This is a genomic window from Lacibacter sp. H407, from assembly GCF_037892605.1.
GTDB lineage: Bacteria > Bacteroidota > Bacteroidia > Chitinophagales > Chitinophagaceae > Lacibacter.
The window spans coordinates 3,416,867-3,437,837 of the sequence record NZ_JBBKTU010000001.1; the positions used below are offsets into that span (position 1 = coordinate 3,416,867).

General features: G+C 40.5%; 11 protein-coding genes. 6 read left to right on the forward strand and 5 right to left on the reverse strand.

What is annotated here, in order from left to right:
* Positions 1 to 15: 15 nt before the first annotated feature.
* Positions 16 to 2,790, reverse strand: coding sequence for an outer membrane beta-barrel protein (locus WG989_RS14895; RefSeq protein ID WP_340430528.1), 2,775 nt, complete (start codon positions 2,788 to 2,790; stop codon positions 16 to 18).
* Positions 2,791 to 2,969: 179 nt separating this feature from the next.
* Between WG989_RS14895 and glgB the strand changes: the two genes are divergently transcribed.
* The 4 genes from glgB (at position 2,970) to WG989_RS14915 (ending at position 8,331) form a co-directional block, all read left to right on the forward strand.
* Positions 2,970 to 4,919 (forward strand): 1,4-alpha-glucan branching protein GlgB, encoded by a 1,950-nt coding sequence (glgB, locus tag WG989_RS14900; protein WP_340430529.1) that lies wholly within the window; start codon positions 2,970 to 2,972, stop codon positions 4,917 to 4,919.
* Between the two features lie 103 nt (positions 4,920 to 5,022).
* On the forward strand, positions 5,023 to 6,054 hold the full coding sequence (locus WG989_RS14905) for a tetratricopeptide repeat protein (RefSeq protein ID WP_340430531.1): 1,032 nt from the start codon (positions 5,023 to 5,025) through the stop codon (positions 6,052 to 6,054).
* A gap of 119 nt (positions 6,055 to 6,173) precedes the next feature.
* Positions 6,174 to 7,013: a type 1 glutamine amidotransferase gene (locus WG989_RS14910; RefSeq protein ID WP_340430533.1), complete on the forward strand. Its 840-nt coding sequence runs from the start codon at positions 6,174 to 6,176 to the stop codon at positions 7,011 to 7,013.
* A gap of 124 nt (positions 7,014 to 7,137) precedes the next feature.
* A complete protein-coding gene (locus WG989_RS14915; protein ID WP_340430536.1) occupies positions 7,138 to 8,331 on the forward strand; it encodes a hypothetical protein in 1,194 nt (397 codons plus the stop codon).
* Positions 8,332 to 8,381: 50 nt separating this feature from the next.
* Here WG989_RS14915 and WG989_RS14920 read toward each other — a convergent pair whose 3' ends face one another.
* Positions 8,382 to 9,494, reverse strand: coding sequence for a carboxylate-amine ligase (locus WG989_RS14920; protein WP_340430538.1), 1,113 nt, complete (start codon positions 9,492 to 9,494; stop codon positions 8,382 to 8,384).
* A gap of 22 nt (positions 9,495 to 9,516) precedes the next feature.
* Positions 9,517 to 10,470: an ATP-grasp domain-containing protein gene (locus WG989_RS14925; protein WP_340430540.1), complete on the reverse strand. Its 954-nt coding sequence runs from the start codon at positions 10,468 to 10,470 to the stop codon at positions 9,517 to 9,519.
* Positions 10,471 to 10,609: 139 nt separating this feature from the next.
* On the opposite strand from WG989_RS14925, the gene WG989_RS14930 reads away from it, so the two are divergent.
* Positions 10,610 to 11,416 (forward strand): alpha/beta hydrolase, encoded by an 807-nt coding sequence (locus WG989_RS14930; RefSeq protein WP_340430542.1) that lies wholly within the window; start codon positions 10,610 to 10,612, stop codon positions 11,414 to 11,416.
* 76 nt (positions 11,417 to 11,492) lie between these two features.
* Here the strand turns inward: WG989_RS14930 and WG989_RS14935 are convergent, their stop codons facing one another.
* Positions 11,493 to 14,810 carry a TonB-dependent receptor gene (locus WG989_RS14935; RefSeq protein ID WP_340430544.1) on the reverse strand — a complete coding sequence of 1,106 codons (3,318 nt, stop codon included), beginning with the start codon at positions 14,808 to 14,810 and terminating at the stop codon, positions 11,493 to 11,495.
* 190 nt (positions 14,811 to 15,000) lie between these two features.
* Between WG989_RS14935 and WG989_RS14940 the strand changes: the two genes are divergently transcribed.
* Positions 15,001 to 16,200, forward strand: coding sequence for a bifunctional 3,4-dihydroxy-2-butanone-4-phosphate synthase/GTP cyclohydrolase II (locus WG989_RS14940; RefSeq protein WP_340430546.1), 1,200 nt, complete (start codon positions 15,001 to 15,003; stop codon positions 16,198 to 16,200).
* Here WG989_RS14940 and WG989_RS14945 read toward each other — a convergent pair whose 3' ends face one another.
* On the reverse strand, positions 16,201 to 20,898 hold the full coding sequence (locus WG989_RS14945) for a translocation/assembly module TamB domain-containing protein (RefSeq protein ID WP_340430548.1): 4,698 nt from the start codon (positions 20,896 to 20,898) through the stop codon (positions 16,201 to 16,203).
* Positions 20,899 to 20,971: the final 73 nt, after the last annotated feature.

Below are 20,971 nucleotides of genomic sequence, written 5' to 3' on the forward strand. Positions count from 1 at the left end.
ATGATATTGATAAGGTTAGAAATTAGAAGGTGTTCCGTTTTTTGTAAAATTCCATGTGAACGTCAGCAGACCAAACCGGCGGATATTCTGGAATGTATTTTCTGAAATAAAGTTGCTGTTGATGCTTCGTCTGATACCCAGGTTTTGATTCAACAGATCGTTCACTGATAATTTCAATTCAAATGCTTCTGTTTTACCAAATGTTTTACGAACCGCAGCGTTGATCAAAAATACATTTCGCTGATTGGCAAAAGTTGTTGTTTGCTGGTACATGGTAAAGTTTCCATCCAGGTTGAAATAAAGTTTTTGTTTTTTGAATTTGATGTCAACATACGGATATGCACTGGCGCTCCAGTAGTTGGTAACAATTCCTTTGTTAATAGATGATTTTGAATAGTTATATCTTGGTTCAATACTAAAATTAAAGTTGATCCATTTGTCGCCCCATTTTCCCATGCCAACTCCCAATCCAACACTATAGTTATCACTAACGTTGCGGATCCCGTTTACTTCATTAATAAAACGACTAACATTACCACTGCCGTTGAAATTCAGATTGACACCTTTGATTACTTCAAATCCATACATCGACCAAACACTACCATTATAGTTTCCATTTGTATTAATGCTCTTGTTTGTTCGCTCACCTGTAAGAATATTAAGAGTATTCGAATTAGTAATGGCGTTGTTTACAAATGAGAAATTACCTGACAAATAGAATTGTTTGCTCTTGATGATCTTGTAATCATTCATGCTAATGGAGAAATTATGACGGAATGCTTGTTTAAGATCCGGGTTTCCTACTGTAATATTCAACGGATCAATATTGTCGATGATCGGATTGATTTGCTGAAGGGTAGGGTTTTGCGTTGTACCATTATACGTAAGTGTAAAGCTCTTTTGTTTTTTAGGTGTGAAGCGGATACTGGCTCTCGGTAATAAGTTTGTAAATCCAATATTCCTGGTTTGTGTTGTATTTAAATCTTCCAGCTTAAAATTGGTATAGCCAACAGCAGTACCAAATGATGTAACGATTTTTTTACCATTGAAACGAAACGAAAAACCACCACTGTTATCAGAAGTACGGAACAGGAAATGATTACTCAATGTATCAACGATCTCAGTGTATTTATCGTTTGACAGTGGTTTCTCTAAGGTGTTGCGCTCAGCATCATTTCTGCTGAAATTGTTTTTATAGGTTAATTCCAAAAACCATGTTTTACTGAGTGGCTCAGTATAAATTAAACTGTTTTGAATTACTTGTTGACGCTCATTGTTGGTTTTCTTTTGATCGAACTCCTGGAAGCCGGATTGCTGGCCGTTCGCATCATAGAATGTATTGTCTGAAAACAGGAATCCATCACCAATCTTATTGTTGATACTGAAATTACCTGTATAGCTGATGGTGCGTCCTGCTTTTTTCAGGCGTTTACGATAGCTTAATTCCGATGTGAAATCCTGGTTTTCTGTAACAGCGGTTGTTCTGCGGTTCTGCTCGTTGATCGTACGTCCGTCTTCACTGATCGATTCACCGGTAAATTCATTTTCCCGGGTACCATTTACAATTGATCCACCTGCTTTAACTTTTAAACTGCTGCTTGAATCAATTGCCCAATCATACAGCAGATTCAGTTTATTCCTGCGGCGAAATGTGTTGAATATTTCAGTGGTGGTATTGGTGAAGCTTGTATCGGGTAACAGCGTTTGTGTAATACTTCCGTTACGGCCGTTCACTGTTTGGTCGTTAAACTGGTAGCTGCCGTTAATGCTGTTTTTGTCTTTGTTCCATTTGTTGATATAAGAAAAACCACCGGTGGTAGATTGCGGCAAACCTTGCCCACGGGCAAAATCATCACCACCATCACTCCACATCATCATGGCACCGTCATCCATGATCTGCATATTCGAATTATCAGAGCTGCCGAAATTGCGTTGCTCATTCCAGTTCAATCCTTCAAATGTTGTGTTGTTATGAGTTATATATGCAGCAATCTTTTGTTTCTTCTTAAATGAATTGATCATGGCTTTCCCCGTTCGGTAGTTATCGAAATCAGTGCCTGCTTCAATTTTTCCGAAGTAACCTTTTTTCTTATCCTCTTTCAATTCAAGATTGATCGTTTTTGTTTTTTGCCCATCATCTACTCCTGTAAATTCAGCCTGTTCACTTTTTTTATCAAACACCTGTACTTTATCAACCAAATTTGCACGCAGGTTTTGCGTTACTACTGCAGGGTCGTCACTAAAAAATTCTTCTCCGTCTACCAATATCTTTTCAACTTTCTGTCCCTGTGCCGTAATTTCTCCTTTCGAGTTCACTTGTAGTCCAGGTAATCGTTTCAACAATTCCTGTACATTGGAGTTGGCATCCACTTTAAAACTATCCGCCTTGTATTCGGTCGTGTCGCCTTTAATTCGGATGGCTGCCACCTTCTGTTGAATAATAATTTCTTCCAGCAATTTACTTCGGGGAATAATGGTAGCACTCCGGCTCACCAACGCATCGCCGTTCAATTCCAGTTCGTCCACAAATTCAGCATAACCGGGAAAGCTCACCATGAGGACATACTTCCCATTGGGAATATTGTTGATCTCATAATAACCTTGCTCATTGGTTCGTGTAAACTTTGTAAGAATGGAATCCTGTGTTCGGATTAGTGAAATAACGGCCTGGCTTAATTTCTTTCCAGTGCTGGTATCGGTAATACTCCCGGAGACACGATTGGTTTGACTAAAGGCTTGTGCAGAACAAAAAATACTTACACATAGTAGCAGAAATAGTTTCGGTGACATCATTGGTTTTGGTTGATGATAATAATTGAGCACGATGATAAAATCTTTTTACTTCAGAAAGTGTAGGAAAGATGTTAAAGTGTTATATTTCCATATAAACGGTTGCATTTTTTTAACGATTATTCAGCAAGTGTTTTGAATTGTTAAACGGCAACGAACCATCACTTAAACGAACCAACGTGGAATCTCCAAAAAAATACGAAGACTATCATTTCATTGATACATCAAAACAGGTGTGGAATTATTCACGTTTTGAAGGCGACGACATTGCTAACTTTCAAAATGGAACCAACTATCGGTGTGATGAACTCTTCGGTTCACACAAAATGGAAGTGCTGGGAACTGTGGGTTATTATTTTGCCGTATGGGCACCCAATGCAACAGCCGTATTTGTAATGGGCGATTTTAATTATTGGAATAAAGAAACGCATCCGCTCTACGTTCGCTTAGATAAGTCAGGTATTTGGGAAGGTTTTATTCCCGATCTGCCACAAGGCTCTTCGTACAAATATCATATTCATGGATATGCCGGTCAGAAATTAGATAAAGGCGATCCCTATGCAAATTATTGGGAGGTTCGTCCAAACACCGCTTCACGCACCTGGCAACTGGATCATGAATGGAAAGATGAAGGGTGGATGGAGAAGCGCAAAGAACACAATAAACTAGATGCACCGTGGAGTGTGTACGAAGTGCACCTGGCAAGCTGGATGCGCCCCGATAAGAACAATGAAGAAGTTTATCACTCGTATGATTTCTTTCGTGATAAGCTGGTGAGTTATGTAAAAGAAATGGGCTTTACCCATGTGGAGTTAATGCCCATCATGGAACATCCGTTCGATGGGAGTTGGGGTTACCAGGGTGCAGGTTATTTTGCGCCCACATCCCGTTACGGAACACCGCAGGAGTTTATGCAACTGGTGGAAGCGTTTCATAACGAAGGCATCGGTGTAATACTCGATTGGGTGCCATCTCATTTTCCGTACGATGCACATGGTCTTTTTATGTTTGATGGTACACATACCTACGAGTATGCGGATATGCGCAAAGGGTATCATCCGGATTGGAACAGTTATATTTTCAATTACAAGCGTGGTGAAGTAAAGTCATTCCTAATCAGTAATGCCATGTATTGGTTCCGGAAATATCATATTGATGGTATTCGGGTTGATGCGGTTTCGTCCATGCTCAAGCTCAACTATTCCAGAACAGCAGGGCAGTGGGAGCCAAATGAATTTGGGGGAGATGGAAACCTGGAAGCGATTGCCTTTATCAAAGAATTGAACGAAACCATCTTCCGTGACTTCCCCGATGTACAGACGATTGCTGAAGAAGCCACCGATTGGCCGGGTGTAAGTAAGCCCACTTTTGGTGACGGACTCGGATTTGGTATGAAGTGGATGATGGGGTGGATGCACGATACATTGAAGTACTTTAAACAGGATCCATTATACCGCCAACACCAACAGGATCAGTTCGCTTTCAGCATGATGTACTATTATGATGAGAATTTTATGTTACCTCTCAGTCATGATGAAGTAGTGCACGGGAAAAGCCCAATGCTCTATAAAATGCCCGGCGATGAGTGGCAGAAATTTGCTAATCTCCGGTTGATGTACAGCTACATGTTTACCCATCCGGGCGGCAAGTTATTGTTCATGGGAAATGAATATGGTGCCACCAGCGAGTGGAATTACAAAACAGAATTGCAATGGGAATTGCTTGAATTTGCGCCGCATAAAGGGGCAAGGGAATGTGTAAAAGATCTTTGTCACTTGCTGAAATCGGAGCCGGCATTGTACGAGAACCAGTTCAACCAGTTTGGGTTTGAATGGATCGATCTCAATCATCGAAGCGAGTCGGTGATCGTGTATCGTCGAAAAGGCAAAAATCCGGAGGATGATATTTTGGTGGTGCTGAACATGACGCCGGTTGTACGTTCCGACTGGAAAATTCATGTGCAACACAAGCAGGAGTGGAAAGAACTTTTTAACAGCAACGATTCCAAATACTGGGGAACCGGAGATATCGCAAATCCTGAAATTGGCGTTCGGGTGGTAGATGGGCAAGCCGGCTGGTACGAGTTGAATGTGAACCTGCCAGCCCTGTCGGCAATTTTACTAAGGTAAATCACCTAAAAATGTAAAATATGGCAGGGTTTATGCTCGTAGAACTACTCTTGTCTTTAAATTTAATATGCCTAATTTTACACGAATCCAAAATACAAATCCAATGAAAACCCGGTTATTCATCACCGCAACTATTTTACTACTCTCATACGGTTCGTTTGCACAGAACCGTGACAGTTCCAACGCAGTTTTACAAAGAGCGATCATCGCTAAACAGGAAAGACGCATGCAACTTGCAATGAACCTGTTTGAACAGGCTGTGAAATGGGATACCAGCAATGTGGAAGCTTTGAAATCAATGGGCGAGTGGGGCATTGAGAGCCGCAACTACCGTCAGGCAGTTGAAGCATTCACCCGCTGGCATAATCTGGAACCAAACAATGAATCAACATTTCAGCAATTGGCCAATCTGTATTTCAACATGGGCCGCTACCAGGATGCATTGAACTTTACTGCAAAATGGGAGAAGGCGCATAAGGATAAACCAATGCACTATATCACCGGTATGTGCAATTACTATCTGGAAGATTATCCGCAGGCAATTAATCGCTTGTTACATGCAATGGAAACAGATACATCAAACCCTGTTTTGTTTTACACACTTGGCAGAAGCTATTTAGAAATGGAGCGTTACAAGCAAGCCATTCCGTATTATCAGAAAGCAGCGAATGCAGATCCGAAAAATGCACGTTATGTATTTGAAATGGCGATGGTGTATTATGCCATTCCTGATGATAAAAATGCAATTGCCATGTTTGAACTGGCAGCACAGCGTGGCTGGGCACAGAACGCTGATTTTTTCGAAAGTGTAGCTTATTGCTATATGAATCTTGGAAATTTTGCAAAGTCAACCGAATACCTTGAGAAATCAATTGAGAAACGTCCACATAGTCAAACTGTACGATATGCTTTGGCAGAATCGCAATACAAGGGTGGCCGCTATCAAGATGCCATCAATAATTGGGACATGGTTTTGCAGACCGATAATAAAAATGCACGTGCATTGTATATGATCGGTATGGCCTATCAAAAAATGGGACAGAAGGATAAAGGCATGGCACTTTGCGATAAAGCCATTGAAATGGATCCATCATTGAACAGTCTGAAACAGAAAAAAATGGACATGGGCATGTAATGCCTGTTTCGCTTTATGATAGTTGAAAGGGCTGCAATTTATTGCGGCCCTTTCCTTTTACACAATTGTGGATAGTTGAATGTCTGTTCAAACATTATTTTTTCAATAAATTTGCCGCTATGGCTGATGTTAAGCAGGTACGTGTTGCAATTCTTGATTTGTATGAGGGGCATGTGAACCAGGGCATGCGTTGTATCCGGGAAATACTCAACCTGTTTGCCGATCATTATCATCTTCAATTAATATGGGATGAATTTGATGTACGCCGCAAAAACGAAGTGCCCGATCTCAGCTACGATGTATTTATTTCTTCAGGCGGCCCGGGTAGTCCATTGGAAAGTGAAGGGATGGAATGGGAGAACACGTTTTTCAATTGGATATCACAGGTGAAAATGTGGAATGAGAATCCGCTGCAAGAACAAAAGAAGCATGTGTTTTTTATTTGTCATTCCTTTCAGTTGGCTTGTCGTTATTTCAAAATCGGAAATGTATGTGCTCGTAAGTCAACTGCGTTCGGTGTGTTTCCTGTTCATTTTATTTCCGGTGCTGAGGAAGAAGCTGTGTTTAATGGATTACGAGATCCATTCTATGCAGTTGACAGCCGTGATTACCAGGTTGTACAACCCGATCATAAACAACTGAAGCAAATTGGTGCAACCTTGTTATGCATTGAAAAAGAGCGGCCGCATGTTCCGTTTGAACGGGCTATTATGGGTGTGCGTTTCAATCAATACATGATCGGTACACAGTTTCATCCCGAAGCAGATGCTGTTGGTATGAGCATGTATCTGCAAACAGAAGAGAAACGTAAAACAGTGATCGATAACTACGGGTTTGATAAATGGAAGAGTATGATCGAACATCTTGATGATCCCGATAAAATTCTTTTCACCTATTCGCACATACTGCCGAATTTTTTACATCATGCTGTGCTTTCTGAAGATTCGGTTGCAGTATAAATTCTTTCGATGAAATAGAAAAAGGATTTCCAAACTTGTGGTAACCTGTTAAATTGCAAGCAATCTTCAACAACGTTGGCAACCCTGAAAAAATCCGCTACATTTAGTCTACAAAATTTCTCCTATGGTTTCCTCACTCCGCAAGTCTTTCAATTCCAATTTCACAGTTGAAAAATATGAGGCGTTCTTACAAGACCTGCATAGTAAACATCCGGGTGATATTGAGTTTCGGGTAAGCGAAACACCGGTGTTTGTTGATAAAGCGTTCAAACAAAAAATGATCGATGCATGCGAACGCATTGTTGATGTGATTTGCGATGAAAAATTTCTTGCACTTACAGAACGGTCCATTCCTGCTGGTGAAAAAGTGCCGAATGAAAATAAACAAGCACATATGATCGCTTTCGATTTTGGTGTTTGTATTAACGAGGAAGGCGAACTGGAGCCACAACTGATCGAGATGCAGGGCTTTCCAACATTGTTTGGTTTTCAGGTGTATTATCCGGAAGTAGTTGAGCGGCATTTCCCGATCCCATCAAACTACAGTCAATACCTAAGCGGGTATAGTAAAGAGAGTTATATTGAAATGCTGCAAAAACTGCTTATTGGAAATTTGCCAAAAGAGAATGTAGTATTGCTGGAGATAAAACCCGAAGAACAAAAAACACGTATTGATTTTTCCTGCACTAAAGATTATACAGGTATTGAAGTTGTTTGCTTAACCAAGCTGATCCAGGAAGGAAGAAATTTATACTATTTAAAAGATGGTGTAAAAACAGCGATCAAACGTATTTACAACCGTATCATTTTTGACGACCTCAAAGCAAACAAAGAAAAGCTGGGCGCCGTAGTTGATATTACGCAGGATCTTGATGTGGAATGGGTACCACATCCCAACTGGTTCTATCGCATCAGCAAGTTTACACTACCGTTTATTGATCATCCATATGTACCTGAAACATTTTTTCTTAATGAAATAAAACAACTGCCTGCTGATTTGTCGAACTATGTATTAAAGCCATTGTTTTCATTTGCAGGACAAGGTGTGATCATTGATGTTGCACAGGAAGATATTGATGCGATTCAAGACCCTGAGAATTTTATTCTGCAACGCAAAGTAAAATATGCCGATGTGGTAGAAACGCCTGATGAGCCAGCGAAAGTAGAGATCCGCATGATGTATGTGTGGCCCGATGGAGATGCACGACCACATGCAGCCATCAATCTTGCACGTATGAGCAAAGGAAAAATGATTGGGGTGCGGTATAACAAAGACAAAACCTGGGTAGGAGGTAGTGTAGCGTTTATGGAAAAGTAAAAAGCCATCAACACATTTGCTTGATGGCTTTCATTTTGTTTTTTATGAAATCAGATGCCGCTCAAAAACTGTCCTCCAATGTAATCTACCACGGAAGTAAAGTTTTTGGTTTCTTCATATACTTTTAATTGTCTGTCGGCACCGGTGCCATTCTCCATCATTACAGGAATATAGTTGATGGCAGCACGGCAGCCTAATTCATCTACCACATCATCTACAAAGTCGAGCAATTCATAGATCAATGCACGTGTATTGGTTTCTTCCTCTTTACCGAAATCAATTAAGTAACCATCAATTCCATAACGGCTGGCACGCCATTTATTTTCATTAATAAGTGCCCGTTGGTATTGAATGAAATTCATATTCGTATTCCGCAGCTTGTACAGCTTGGCAGTAATTGCCTGGAACAAACCAGTGATCGCAATGGTTTCCATCACCGTCATCGGTACATCACAAATACGAAATTCTATGGTATTGAAGAAAGGGTGTACACGCAGATCCCACCAGATCTTTTTTGCATTGTCGATACAATTTGTTTTGATCAATAGCGAAACATAATTTTCGTAGGCTTCAATGCTGTCGAAATATTCAGGTATGCCGGTGCGGGGAAATTTATCAAATACTTTTGTGCGGAACGATTTGTAACCGGTCATTCGTCCTTCCCAGAAAGGGGAGTTGGTACTGAGAGCATACACATGCGGCAAAAAATAACGTGCAGAGTTGGCTAAGTGAATCGCCATCTTTCTGTTTTCAATTCCAACATGTACATGCAAACCAAAAATAAGATTGCTTCGTGCTGCTTCCTGCAATTCATTTACAATTTGATTGTAACGAACATGATCGGTGATCAACTGATCCTGCCAATGACTGAAGGGATGAGTACCACTTGCACCAACCGCCAGTCCAATATTACCTGCAATACCGCTGATGGTTTTTCGTAATAGAGAAACATCGGTAAATGCCTCATCAATATCACGACAGATGTCGGTCCCTACTTCCACCACTGCCTGATGCATTTCAGCTTTCACTTTATCCTTGATCACTTTCTGTCCTTCATTAACGATCTTTTGTTCATGGCTTTTCAATTCCCTTGTTGCGGGGTCGAATACCATGTATTCTTCTTCTACACCTAATGTGAATTGTTTATAATTTATATTGCCCATTTGTTTCCTTCAATTAATTGTATTAATACAACGGCTGTTTATTTGCACCACGTACTACATACTCGCCCCAGGTTAAATTGTCAGCTCCGTCTTTTTGTTCAAGTGCACGTTCAATTGCATAGGATGCCGATGCCTCCACTACCCAATCAAAATTTTCCTGTCCAACACTTGCAAGGTCTGCATCAGGAGCGGGGTTGCAGAAATCAATCGCATAAGGCACGCCATCACGTAAGGCAAGTTCAACAGTATTGAAATCATAGCCGAGATAATTGTTGATGCGAAGTACGATCTCCGTCATCATCTTTAGTTTTTCTGCTGATGGTTGAAAATCGGCAACATAACGTAAGTGATGCGGATTACGTGGCTCATAACTCATGATACGTACATGCTTACGGCCAATGCAATAGCAACGGTAATATTCTTCAAACACAATTTCTTCCTGCAGCAACATCACCAATTGTCCGGTTTCTGCATGCTTTTCAAAAAACTCTTCAGCACTACGGAGTTTGTATACATTTTTCCAGCCGCCGCCTGCATACGGTTTCATGTAAGCCGGAAAACCAATATAGTTGAACATTCCTTCCCAGTCCATTGGAAAGGCAAGGTTGCTGAACGATTCATCACCTGTATCATCGGGTGTATCTTTTGAAGGAAGGATCACCGTCTTCGGAACAGGAACGTCAATTTTTGTTGCAAGGCAGTTGTTGAAAAACTTATCATCGGCACTCCACCAAAACGGATTGTTGATCACAGCAGTTCCTGTAATGGCTTCGTTCTTTAAATAAGCACGGTAGTGTGGTACATCCTGCGATATACGATCAATGATCACTGCATATCCATTGTTTACACCTTGTACCACTTTGTCGATACGTACAGGTTCCGCCATTATTCCCGGGATATTTTTACTGTTTATCCGTTCAACAAAAGCTTGTGGAAACGAGCGTTCTTTACCGTGTAAAATGCCGATCTTTTTCATGATGCAATTATTTAAGATTGAGATGAATGATTGTTGCTGACGAACTCCGGTTGATTTTTGCATTAATATAGTACACAATTCCCGAAGAATGCTGCACTTATGAAAAATATTTTCACTTCATTTTCTTATTTTTGATGTTATGCTTATGGAGAAAAGGATGCGTATCGTTGTGGAAAATGAAGAAATATATTCCGTACATCTGGATCGTGATGTGAAGCTGGATATTTATCTGCCTACGCATGTCTTAAAACCGGAAACTATCAATCTGCTGCTGATCAATGATGGGCAGGATCTTCCAAAAATGCCATTTGCTGAAATTCTGGGTGATCTGTATCAACAAGATAAGATCGAGCCTCTTCTGTGTGTAGGTATTCATTGTGGTACCGAACGTAAAATGGAATATGGAATTGCCAGTCAGCCCGATTACCTGGGCCGTGGCGCAAGAGCAGCCGATTATACCAGTTTTATTTTTGAAGAGCTGTTGCCTTTTTTACACCGGCAGTACAACATTGTTCAGTTTAAAGAAAAAGCATTTGCAGGATTTTCATTGGGCGGTTTGATGGCACTCGATCTTGTATGGAACAATCCCGAAGCTTTCAGCAAGGTTGGAGTTTTTTCAGGTTCATTATGGTGGCGGCAAAAAGCATACGATGATGGGTACACAGATGAAGCCGATCGCATTATGCACAACCAGGTAAGAGATGGCATTGCATCACCAGGCTTACAGTTCTTTTTTCAAACCGGATTATTAGATGAAAAACTTGATCGCAACAACAATGGTGTGATCGATTCCATTGATGATGCTTTAGACCTGATCAGCGAATTAAAAAAGAAAGGATATGCTGATAGTGCTATCCGTTATGTTGAGCTTGCAGATGGCGGTCACGATGTGCCAACCTGGGCCAAAGCGTTCCCTGACTTTTTGAAATGGGGATGGGGGAAATAATCTGCTTAACGATCTTCTGATAAATAAAAGAACCGGTTCATTTGAACCGGTTCTTTTTGTATAAGGTCTGAATATATTAGAAAATATAACGAAGACCAAGCTGTGCGCCCCATACACTTGTAACACTTCTGTTCAACTGGAACGGAGTTGTTGGGAGACGACCACTAACAACTTGCATTGTATATCTGGGTGCGCCTGTAGTTGGATCAACACTGTTAAACACTAATGGAGTTACATTATTTGTGTTACCAGAGTAATTATTGTAACGTACACCCCAGTTTTTGTTTAGCATGTTAGCAAAGTTCAACACATCAGCCTGTAAACGGAAAGTGTGTTTGCGGTTGCCAATATTAAAACTGAAGTCTTGCTGAACCTGAAGGTTCACATTGTGTACCCATGGTAACAATGCTTCATTCCTGTTTGTATATCCACCTCTTCTGTTTTTTAATGAGCTGTTCTCAATAAATTGATTGAAAGCATCCCATTGTTGTTGTGCAGTAAATGGTGTAGATCCGGTAATTGGAACGAAAATAATTTCGCTTTGATTACGTGGGATGTACATCAAATCAGCTGCGTTACCATCACCATTCATATCATTCTGGTACACGTAGCTGAAGTTACCCTGAGGAGAGCCTTCATAGAAAAGTGTTACAGTTGTTGACAATGCCTTCAGGTATTTGAATGTATAACCTGTTGAAGCAATAAAACGATGCGGGATCGCATTATTTGCCCAGCCTTGCTGCAAATCATTTTGAGTGGTAGTAGTGGCTGTGCTGTTCCAAACTGATGCTGCTGTTGAGCCAGGGTTGCTGGTAACATCAAACATAGCCGTATAGGTGTACGCTGCTGTTGCAAAGAAGCCCTTGCTGAAACTTTTTGTCAACTGTGCTGATAATTGTAAACCACCACCTTTGTTTGTGTTTTCAAGTACAATTGCAGTGGGTAAAGAAGGGTAAAGACGACGTAATGCCAAAGCTGGTGCACCATTACCTGTTAACGAATAACGGGGGCGTGTGTCAACACCATTAAACCTGGTATCTGGAGCTTTCTCATTTGCATTGCGCATACGGATCGCATTTACATCTTTGTTGAAAATACCTTCAAATGTAACTGACCATCCACCACCTAAACGCTTGTCTGCTGCAATATTGAGACGTGCAACCTGAGGAAATTTAAAGTTTGGATCAACCAGTACAGGAGATGCGCCAGATGGCAAAGGACCACCAGCAGTTGAAGGAAACTGATTGCGATATGCGGTTGGATCAGGGTTAAAAGTAATACCTGCTAATTGAGCAGGAGTTGTAAGTGCTACGTTACCTTGGTACATCTGACTGTTAGATGGCATATTGGTAAGGAATACAAACGGGAAACGACCTGTAAATAAACCAACACCACCACGAACGATCAAACTCTTGTCGCCAACAGCATCCCAGCGGAAACCAACACGTGGACTGAATACTGGAGAAGCCTTCGGCCATTTGCCAGTACTATAATTTGTAGGGTTGCCATCAGCACCCGGGAATGTAAATGCTTTGATAGTTGGATTTTCCAATGGACTTTCAAGATAAATTGGAACATCCACACGCAAACCAACAGTCATTTTGAAGCGTTCGTTGAAGTTGATGTCGTCTTGTAAATAAGCTGCCAGCTGACCGATTTTCATCTCCGCAGAATACACACCACCATTGCCATCTGTTTTATCAGGAACAAGCGAATAAGTGTAGGTGTACGCAACCGGAGTTGCGTTATTATAGAAATCGTTCAGGTCACGAAACGCATAGTAGCTTTGTGAACCCGCCATAAACATATTTCCAACAAATTGTTGCTCGTAATTAACACCTGCGGTGAGGGTATGACGACCAACAAAATATTTAAAGTTGTTGGTAATATTAAAAATACGGTTGGTTACATCGTTGTTATTTGAATATGGTTCACGTCCAAAGCTGATATAGTTGTTGCCGGCACCATCAAAAATATCAACAAACGGAAACAACGTACTTGGTGTTGTTCTGGTTGTTTTATTTAATGTAAATGTTGCCAATAACTGGTTGGACCATTTGCCACCTTTTGAACTGTTGATTTCTACTGCACCTGTGCGTACAATATTTCGAAATGCATAGATCGAATTTTCGTAAGACATTGCAAACTGTCCAAAGCGGCTTTGTGGCAAGTTTGTTCTTGTGCCTGAACCTCCCGGAACAGTATAGTTCGGGTTGTTTGGCATTGACGTAGCATTGGTAATGATATCCTGATCACCAACCATTTCATTATAACGTGCAGTTAATTTGTGCACTTTGCTGATGTTCCAGTCGATACGGCCAAATACTTTGTAATTGGTTGTGGTAAAATTTGGGAAATTATCATAACCACCTGTTTGATATCCATATCTTCTGTTAAGCGTATCAGACAATGCTTTTAGATCAGTTGCCAATACACGTGAAATATTATTAGCGCCCGATCCACCTGTAGGAGTCCATGTTATACCAGGGCGAGTTTCAACTTCATATTCACCACCCGCAAAGAAGAATAATTTATTCTCAATGATCGGTCCGCCAACAGTTAAACCATAAATATTATTCGTACGCTTTGTTTGGTCAGGGAGTTTTGTAGATGCCACTTTCGTTCCGTTGAATTTTTCATTACGGTATAAAGTATAGGCACTTCCTTTAAAAGTATTGGTACCGCTTTTTGTTACAACGTTAATACCAGCACCCGTAAAGTTACCTTGCCAAACATCAAACGGAGAAACATTTACAGAGATCTCATCAATTACATCTAAAGAAATTGGTTGGTTACCTCCACCTGGTAGTGGATCGTTACTCAAACCAAAATTATTATTCAGGTTTGCACCATCGATTTGAATGTTATTATAACGGGCATCACGACCTGCAAAACTGTTACCGTTTGCCTGTGGAGTTAAACGTGTAAAATCTGCGACAGACCGGTTTATGGAAGGAATTGTTGTAATTAACCTGTTATTGATACTTGTTGAGGTACCTGTTTTTTCAATTGCAGCACGTCTGCCTCCGGTAACTACAACTTCAGCAATCTGCTTCACATCTTCGCTCATATCAACACGAATATCATATGGCTCACCAAGTGCGAGGCTGAAACCTTCAACTTCGTAAGCTTTCTGACCAACATACTCTACTTTCAATTTGTAAGGTCCGCCAATTCTTGCGTTGGGAATATTGAATATCCCACCTTTTTTGGAAACGGTAGAATAAGTAGTTCCTGTAGGAAGATGGGTTGCAGTAATAGTAGCACCTTCTAATTCGGCACCAGCTTTGTCTTTTACAGAACCTGAAATACTACTGGTTGTTACCTGTGCACCAACAGCAAGGGTAACAAATGTAGCCATCATCACAAAGAGCAGTTTTTTGATTTTTAGCATACTTTTTAGTTTTACGAGTGCAAATAAACGATAAACTTACCTTCAAATATCAAAGAAATATTAACATTTCGTAAAGAAGACAGGACTGTTCACCAACTTGCTGCAATTTCATTTGATTCGTTTCAACAGATGTGAATCAATTGTGGATAGACTTCAGTTTTCAGCTAACTTTGCGGCTTAAAACTGAGAGATGCTTCATTCTATTGAAAGTGCTATTGAAGATATTCGTTTGGGAAAGATGGTGATCGTGGTGGATGATGAAGACCGTGAAAATGAAGGTGATTTTATTATTGCTGCCCGCCACGCAACGCCGGAAGTGATCAATTTTATGAGCAAGAACGGCAGAGGGCTGATTTGCGCTGCCCTTACGGATGAACGTTGTCGTGAATTACAACTGGATGCGATGGTTTCGTCCAATACATCACTACATGAAACGGCCTTTACCATTTCTGTTGACTTGATCGGACAGGGAACCAGCACCGGCATATCTGCACACGATCGCTCGAAAACAATTCTTGCCCTGATCAATAAAGACACCAGACCCGAAGACCTCGCTCGTCCGGGACATATTTTTCCTCTCCGTGCAAAACCAGGCGGCGTTTTACGCAGAACCGGGCACACAGAAGCAACGATCGATCTGGCTCGTTTAGCTGGTTTGGAACCTGCGGGCGTGTTGGTAGAAATTATGAATGAAGATGGAAGCATGGCCCGTTTACCTCAACTGGAATTGATCGCTGAAAAATTTGATGTGAAGATCATTTCGATCAAAGATTTGATCGAGTATCGATTGAAAACAGACTCATTAATTGAAGAAGTTGTACGGGTGGAAATGCCAACCGCCTTTGGGCATTTTCAATTGGTCGCATTCCGGGAAAAAGAAACCGCACAAGAGCATCTGGCGTTGATCAAAGGTGAATGGAAAGAGGGCGAACCTGTTTTGGTGCGTGTACATTCATCTTGTTTTACAGGCGATATTCTTGGATCGCTGCGTTGCGATTGTGGCGATCAGTTACATGGTGCCATGCAAATGGTTGAGAAGGAGGGGAAGGGTGTTGTGTTGTATATGAATCAGGAAGGTCGTGGTATTGGATTGCTGAATAAACTCAAAGCATATAAACTGCAGGAGCAGGGAATGGATACGGTGGAAGCAAATCTGCATCTTGGTTTACCTATGGATGCAAGAGATTATGGAGTTGGTGCGCAGATATTGCGTACACTTAATGTAACAAAGCTGAAACTTATCAGTAATAATCCAAAGAAACGGGCCGGCTTACTTGGGTATGGACTTGAAATTGTTGATACAGTGCCCATCAGCATTGCACCGAATGAATTCAATCAAAAATACCTGGAAACAAAACGGGATAAAATGGGACATAACATCCTGAAGTAATTAATCTCCTTTTTCAAAATCTTTTACATAGGAGAAACTGATACCTGCACGGTTACCGCTTCTCCATTGCACATCGTAAACGCTTCTGTAAAAGCCGATCAAACGAAGTTTACCATCTGGTGTGATTAACCACTCCAAGGTAAAATCGGGCGTAAGCTGGTTGTTGTTTTGAATAGGTGTGTTTTGTCCGGTGTTTACCAATACAGAACCACCTGCTTTCAATAATAATTTTCCATTTAATAAGCGACGGGTAATTCCAAATCGGCCAGTTCCCTGAAAGCCTTGTGTTTGCGCTTGCGAACCGGAAATAAGACCAGGCGTAAACGTTACATACGGATCCAGATTTAATTTATTGATGCCGGGTATATTGCGCAAAGCAACGCCTAAACCTGCCTGCACCTGCTGTGCAATAAATTCTGAAATAGTACCTGCTGCCGATGTAATTACACTACTGCCAATATTTGCAGCTGCACTCGATGAATTAGAACCACCTGATAAAAATTGATTGAAAAACAATAACGAAAATACCTGATTGTTTAATTCATTTGGATTGGAACGCATCCGTTCAAGCCCATTTACAGTAATGGGATTGTTTAAACACGGGTGCCCTGGTGGTAATTCGAAACGGAATGAAATAGATGGTTTGCTTAATGTGCCCGATAAATTACTTACTACAGTAATTGTACTTCGCTCATTACTGCTGCAACCACTTGCAAGATCTTCCGGTAACGCAATATTGTCGACAACATACTTTGCATCAATATTGATCTGAGCATCATATGGGTCGCCATTCCATTCTACGTAACCATTATTGATAAAAAAACGTTTCTTGATCAGTTTCTCCCAATTAAAAGTATAGAGTCCTTTTGTAATATTAAATCGTCCGCCCATACTTGTTCCGGTTCGGGAATTTACAATGATGTTCAGATTTCCTGATCCTTGACCTTGTATCACATCATTGGTTACTTCATCCAATATCAAATCAATTTTGGCAAGTGGGTTGGCAATTACATCCAGATCAACCAACATGTGCGACGTTTCTTTTACATTGGATTCCACCTTCATTTCCTTACCATACTTGCGGAATACAATAAAGTCGGCCGTGCCGGTTACCCGTGTATCGGATGTAGGAAGATAGATATGCGAACTGTCGGTTGGCTCTGCACGTAGTTTCAATACCATATCAGTTACAGGTCCACGAATTGACCCGCTTGCATCGGCCACTACATTTCCATAAAAAAGATCGTTGTCTTTCTTGGTGGTATTCAATACCTGGAAACCACGGGCTGCATTATTTGCACTGAACTGCATTGCAAACCCCATCTCCTTGAAAAACTGATGATACAGTTTTCCGGAAAAAGTTGCCGTGCGTTTAGCCGTGTCCGTGAGTATGATCTTACCAAAATCGATCTCGCCCTTCTTAAAGGCAATTTCAGTTCCTTCGTTCATAGAATAACGACACTTGGTATAGTCGAGTACAAACGAAGTATTATTGAGCTTTACATTGCCGATGAGATCAGGTTTAGATGCATTGCCGGTTATTTGAATAAGGCCGGATGCTTCCCCTTTCATATCCGTCATAATGATCGACAGATATTGCTGCAGAATACTCAGCTTTAAATATTTTGCATCCACCAGTTGATCGATCACCACATTGTTTGAATCTTTCAGATTGATCTTCCCCTTACTTGAAAATTCATAGGAAGGATTGTCTGAAATAATTTCTGTGTTGATGTCGCCTGTTTCAGCGCTGTAATTTCCTTTGATACTTACAAGGCCGATGGAGTCATTGTTAAAACGGAAACGTTCTGCTTTCAAATCAGCCTCTGCCTGTATTTTGCCGAATGGATTGATGATGTCCACCGTTCCTGTTACCTGTCCTTCCAATCGTGGATCTTTCAGGAAATAGGGGATAATGTCGCCCATTTGCACATTCTTCAATTCAACAACAAAATCTTCGTTGTTAGAGATACCTGAGAGTTTCGTGTATGCAACAATACTTTCGTTGCCGGAATTTAACTTGAAGCTTTCGGAGTGGATCATTTTTTTACCAATGAACAGATCACTTTTATCTTCAATGTTCCAAACCTTCTCATTAACGACGATGGTGGATGGTTGGAAAATAATTCCGATCCCTTCACGCTTTGTGCTGATGCGTGCATTTAAGTTCGCATCTTTCAGCGTTTGTGTAGCTCTGGTACGAATGCTTACAGATCCTGTATCGTTTGCTGCTATAACTTTAAATGTTGTTTGTGGTAAACTGATACTGTCGTTCAGTTTCACTTCCAGCATGGTGCCGTCAACATTCAGTTTATTATAATCGCCGGTTGCAATAATGTTTGCATCGTTAAATCCAATTTTATTGTATTGGAAAAACGGAACATTTGTTTTTAGGTTAAAGCTACTTTCATTTGTATTGATGCCGCCACTGATAGTACTGTTGTCAAAACCTTTTACGGGCAGCTCAAAAATGTCGATGAATTCTGCAATGTTTTTTGTTACTACATCGAATGTGAAATTCTGATTCTTTACAATTTTCGAAGGTCTCTGTATGTAGGAGGGAAAATAATTATGCAGGAACGAAAGTGTAGTGGTGGGTAAATCAAGAATATTAAAATCGCCACGTAAGGTTGCTTCAATTTCATTACTGCTGGCAGTTAACAATTTTTTACCTTCTGCATAAGCTGAAGAAAGTGTAAGGTAGTCGAACGATAATGTATCACCATCTTTTGTTAGTACAGCATTCTGTAAATTAGCTGTTCCTAAAAAGTCATCGATTGTTTTACCTTTGAAATCAAGTACAGCAAATGTTTTTAAACTGATATTTTTATTCAACAGCCCAAGCTCTTTAAAATTGATCTTATAAATATCGCCGCTCAGTTTATAAACAGGTGTGTCTGAATTAAAGTTAACAAGCCCTGTTAAGTTTACAATCAGGTTGCTGTCGTTTGCAACAAGCGATCCATCAAACTTCCTTTTTTCATAAATACCTTTAGCTGTAATGTTCCGGTAGGTGTAACCATTCAGATATATCGCTGCTATATTTCCGTCTACCTCAGCAAACAATGTTTTTGGATTAAAGCCACGACCTTTCAAAGAGCCATCCATTACAATGGTGCCTAATAAAGGATCATTCAAAAAAGTGCCTAATGCAAAACCATTTGTTTTAATTTTTCCTGAATAGATAGGTGCACTGCCGTCGGGAAGCTTGAGGTTAATATCAGTAACAACGTTTCCCAGGTTTGTTTCAATTGTTCCATAGGTAACAAAATCTTTAAAGAAGCCGGTATAATTACCGGTGAATTTGAAGTAACTGATCTTTGAAAGGGCAGGAACTGTTATCTTCCGCAGATCTGGATAAATTGATACCGCATCAGAATACGATGTTTGCAACCTGTTTGCTTTTAAATCAAGGAATGTACTATTGATATCAGGTAACCCATCCAATGTAAAATTCCCATCGAGTACTGTTTGCTTCAACGTAGTAATAACAACATCGGTACCTTTTAAATGATCAACCGTACCCCTTACTTTTCCTTTGATAGAGATGCGATCGTTCCAGTCTTTTAATTCAGGCGCAAAAAAAGCAATATCATCGCTATGTAATTCGCTGTCTTCAAATCTTCCGTCCATCCGCACATGGGTTATGAATTCACTCATGTCGTGACCAAATTGTTCAAACCGAAAAGCAAAATAATTTTTAAGCAAACTTTTATTGGTGCGTACAAGCAGGTCGGTGAATTCCATTGCACTCGAATGAAATGTAAAATCCGATCTCAGCTCCTTCACTTCAAAACCACTTCTTTCTTTTGCTTTCAGTTGAATTTTAGCGGTGAGTGTATCGCCAATGTAAAGAAGGTTGGTAAATGTGCCGGTGATATTTTTAAAATGTACGTGGGCTCCATCAAAGTAGGCAAGTGGTTCCCGTTCTGTATATCGATCACTTCTGAATTCTGCATCTTTCAGGTTGATCACATTGGCTTTTATAATCCAGCCCGATTGTTTTAAGCCGGCTACAATTTCATCGGTGTGATAAGCGCTGTCGGGCTTTGGTTTACTCTTTATCTTTTTGCCGGTATAATTCGAAATAGAAAAATAGGGTGATGTAATATCAACATCGGCCACATCAATTATTTTCTTTCGTAGATCAAAGGCTTTAAAATCAAGTTTCAGATAGTGCAGGTTGCCCTGAATGGTTTGCCCAAGCCATTCATCTTTCTGGATCAAGGTGATTTGCTTCAGTTCAATGTTTGAAAGTCTCAGATCAGTTTGTTGCTTGGTTGTGTCTTTGGTGGAAGCGGGTGCCGAAAAATAATCAATCAGGAATTGGTAGTTCCATACACTATCACTGCGATGGAGATAGATCTTTGTTTGTTCCAGGGAAATATAACTCAGCTCAATTTTATCACGGAGAAAAAACCAGTCACTTACATTTACACCGCCCCGGCCAATATAAGCCAGCGTATCTTTGTTCCGATCTTTCACCAACACACCTTCCAGCAACACTTTATTGAAAAGGGAAAACTCTACATGTTTTACCGTTACCTCTGTCTTTAATTCATGCGAAAGCCATTTGGCTGCTTTTCGTGATAACCAGTTTTGTACGGGAGTTAACTGAACAAGAAACCATACTGTGATCAACAGCAGTAACAAGACTAAGAGAATGCGGGATAGTATTTTAAGTACTTTTCGTGCCAAGGTATTTGATGTGTAAAAATAACCATTCGGCACCTATCAGCCAATTCAATGCCAGTCTTAACAAAACAAAAAG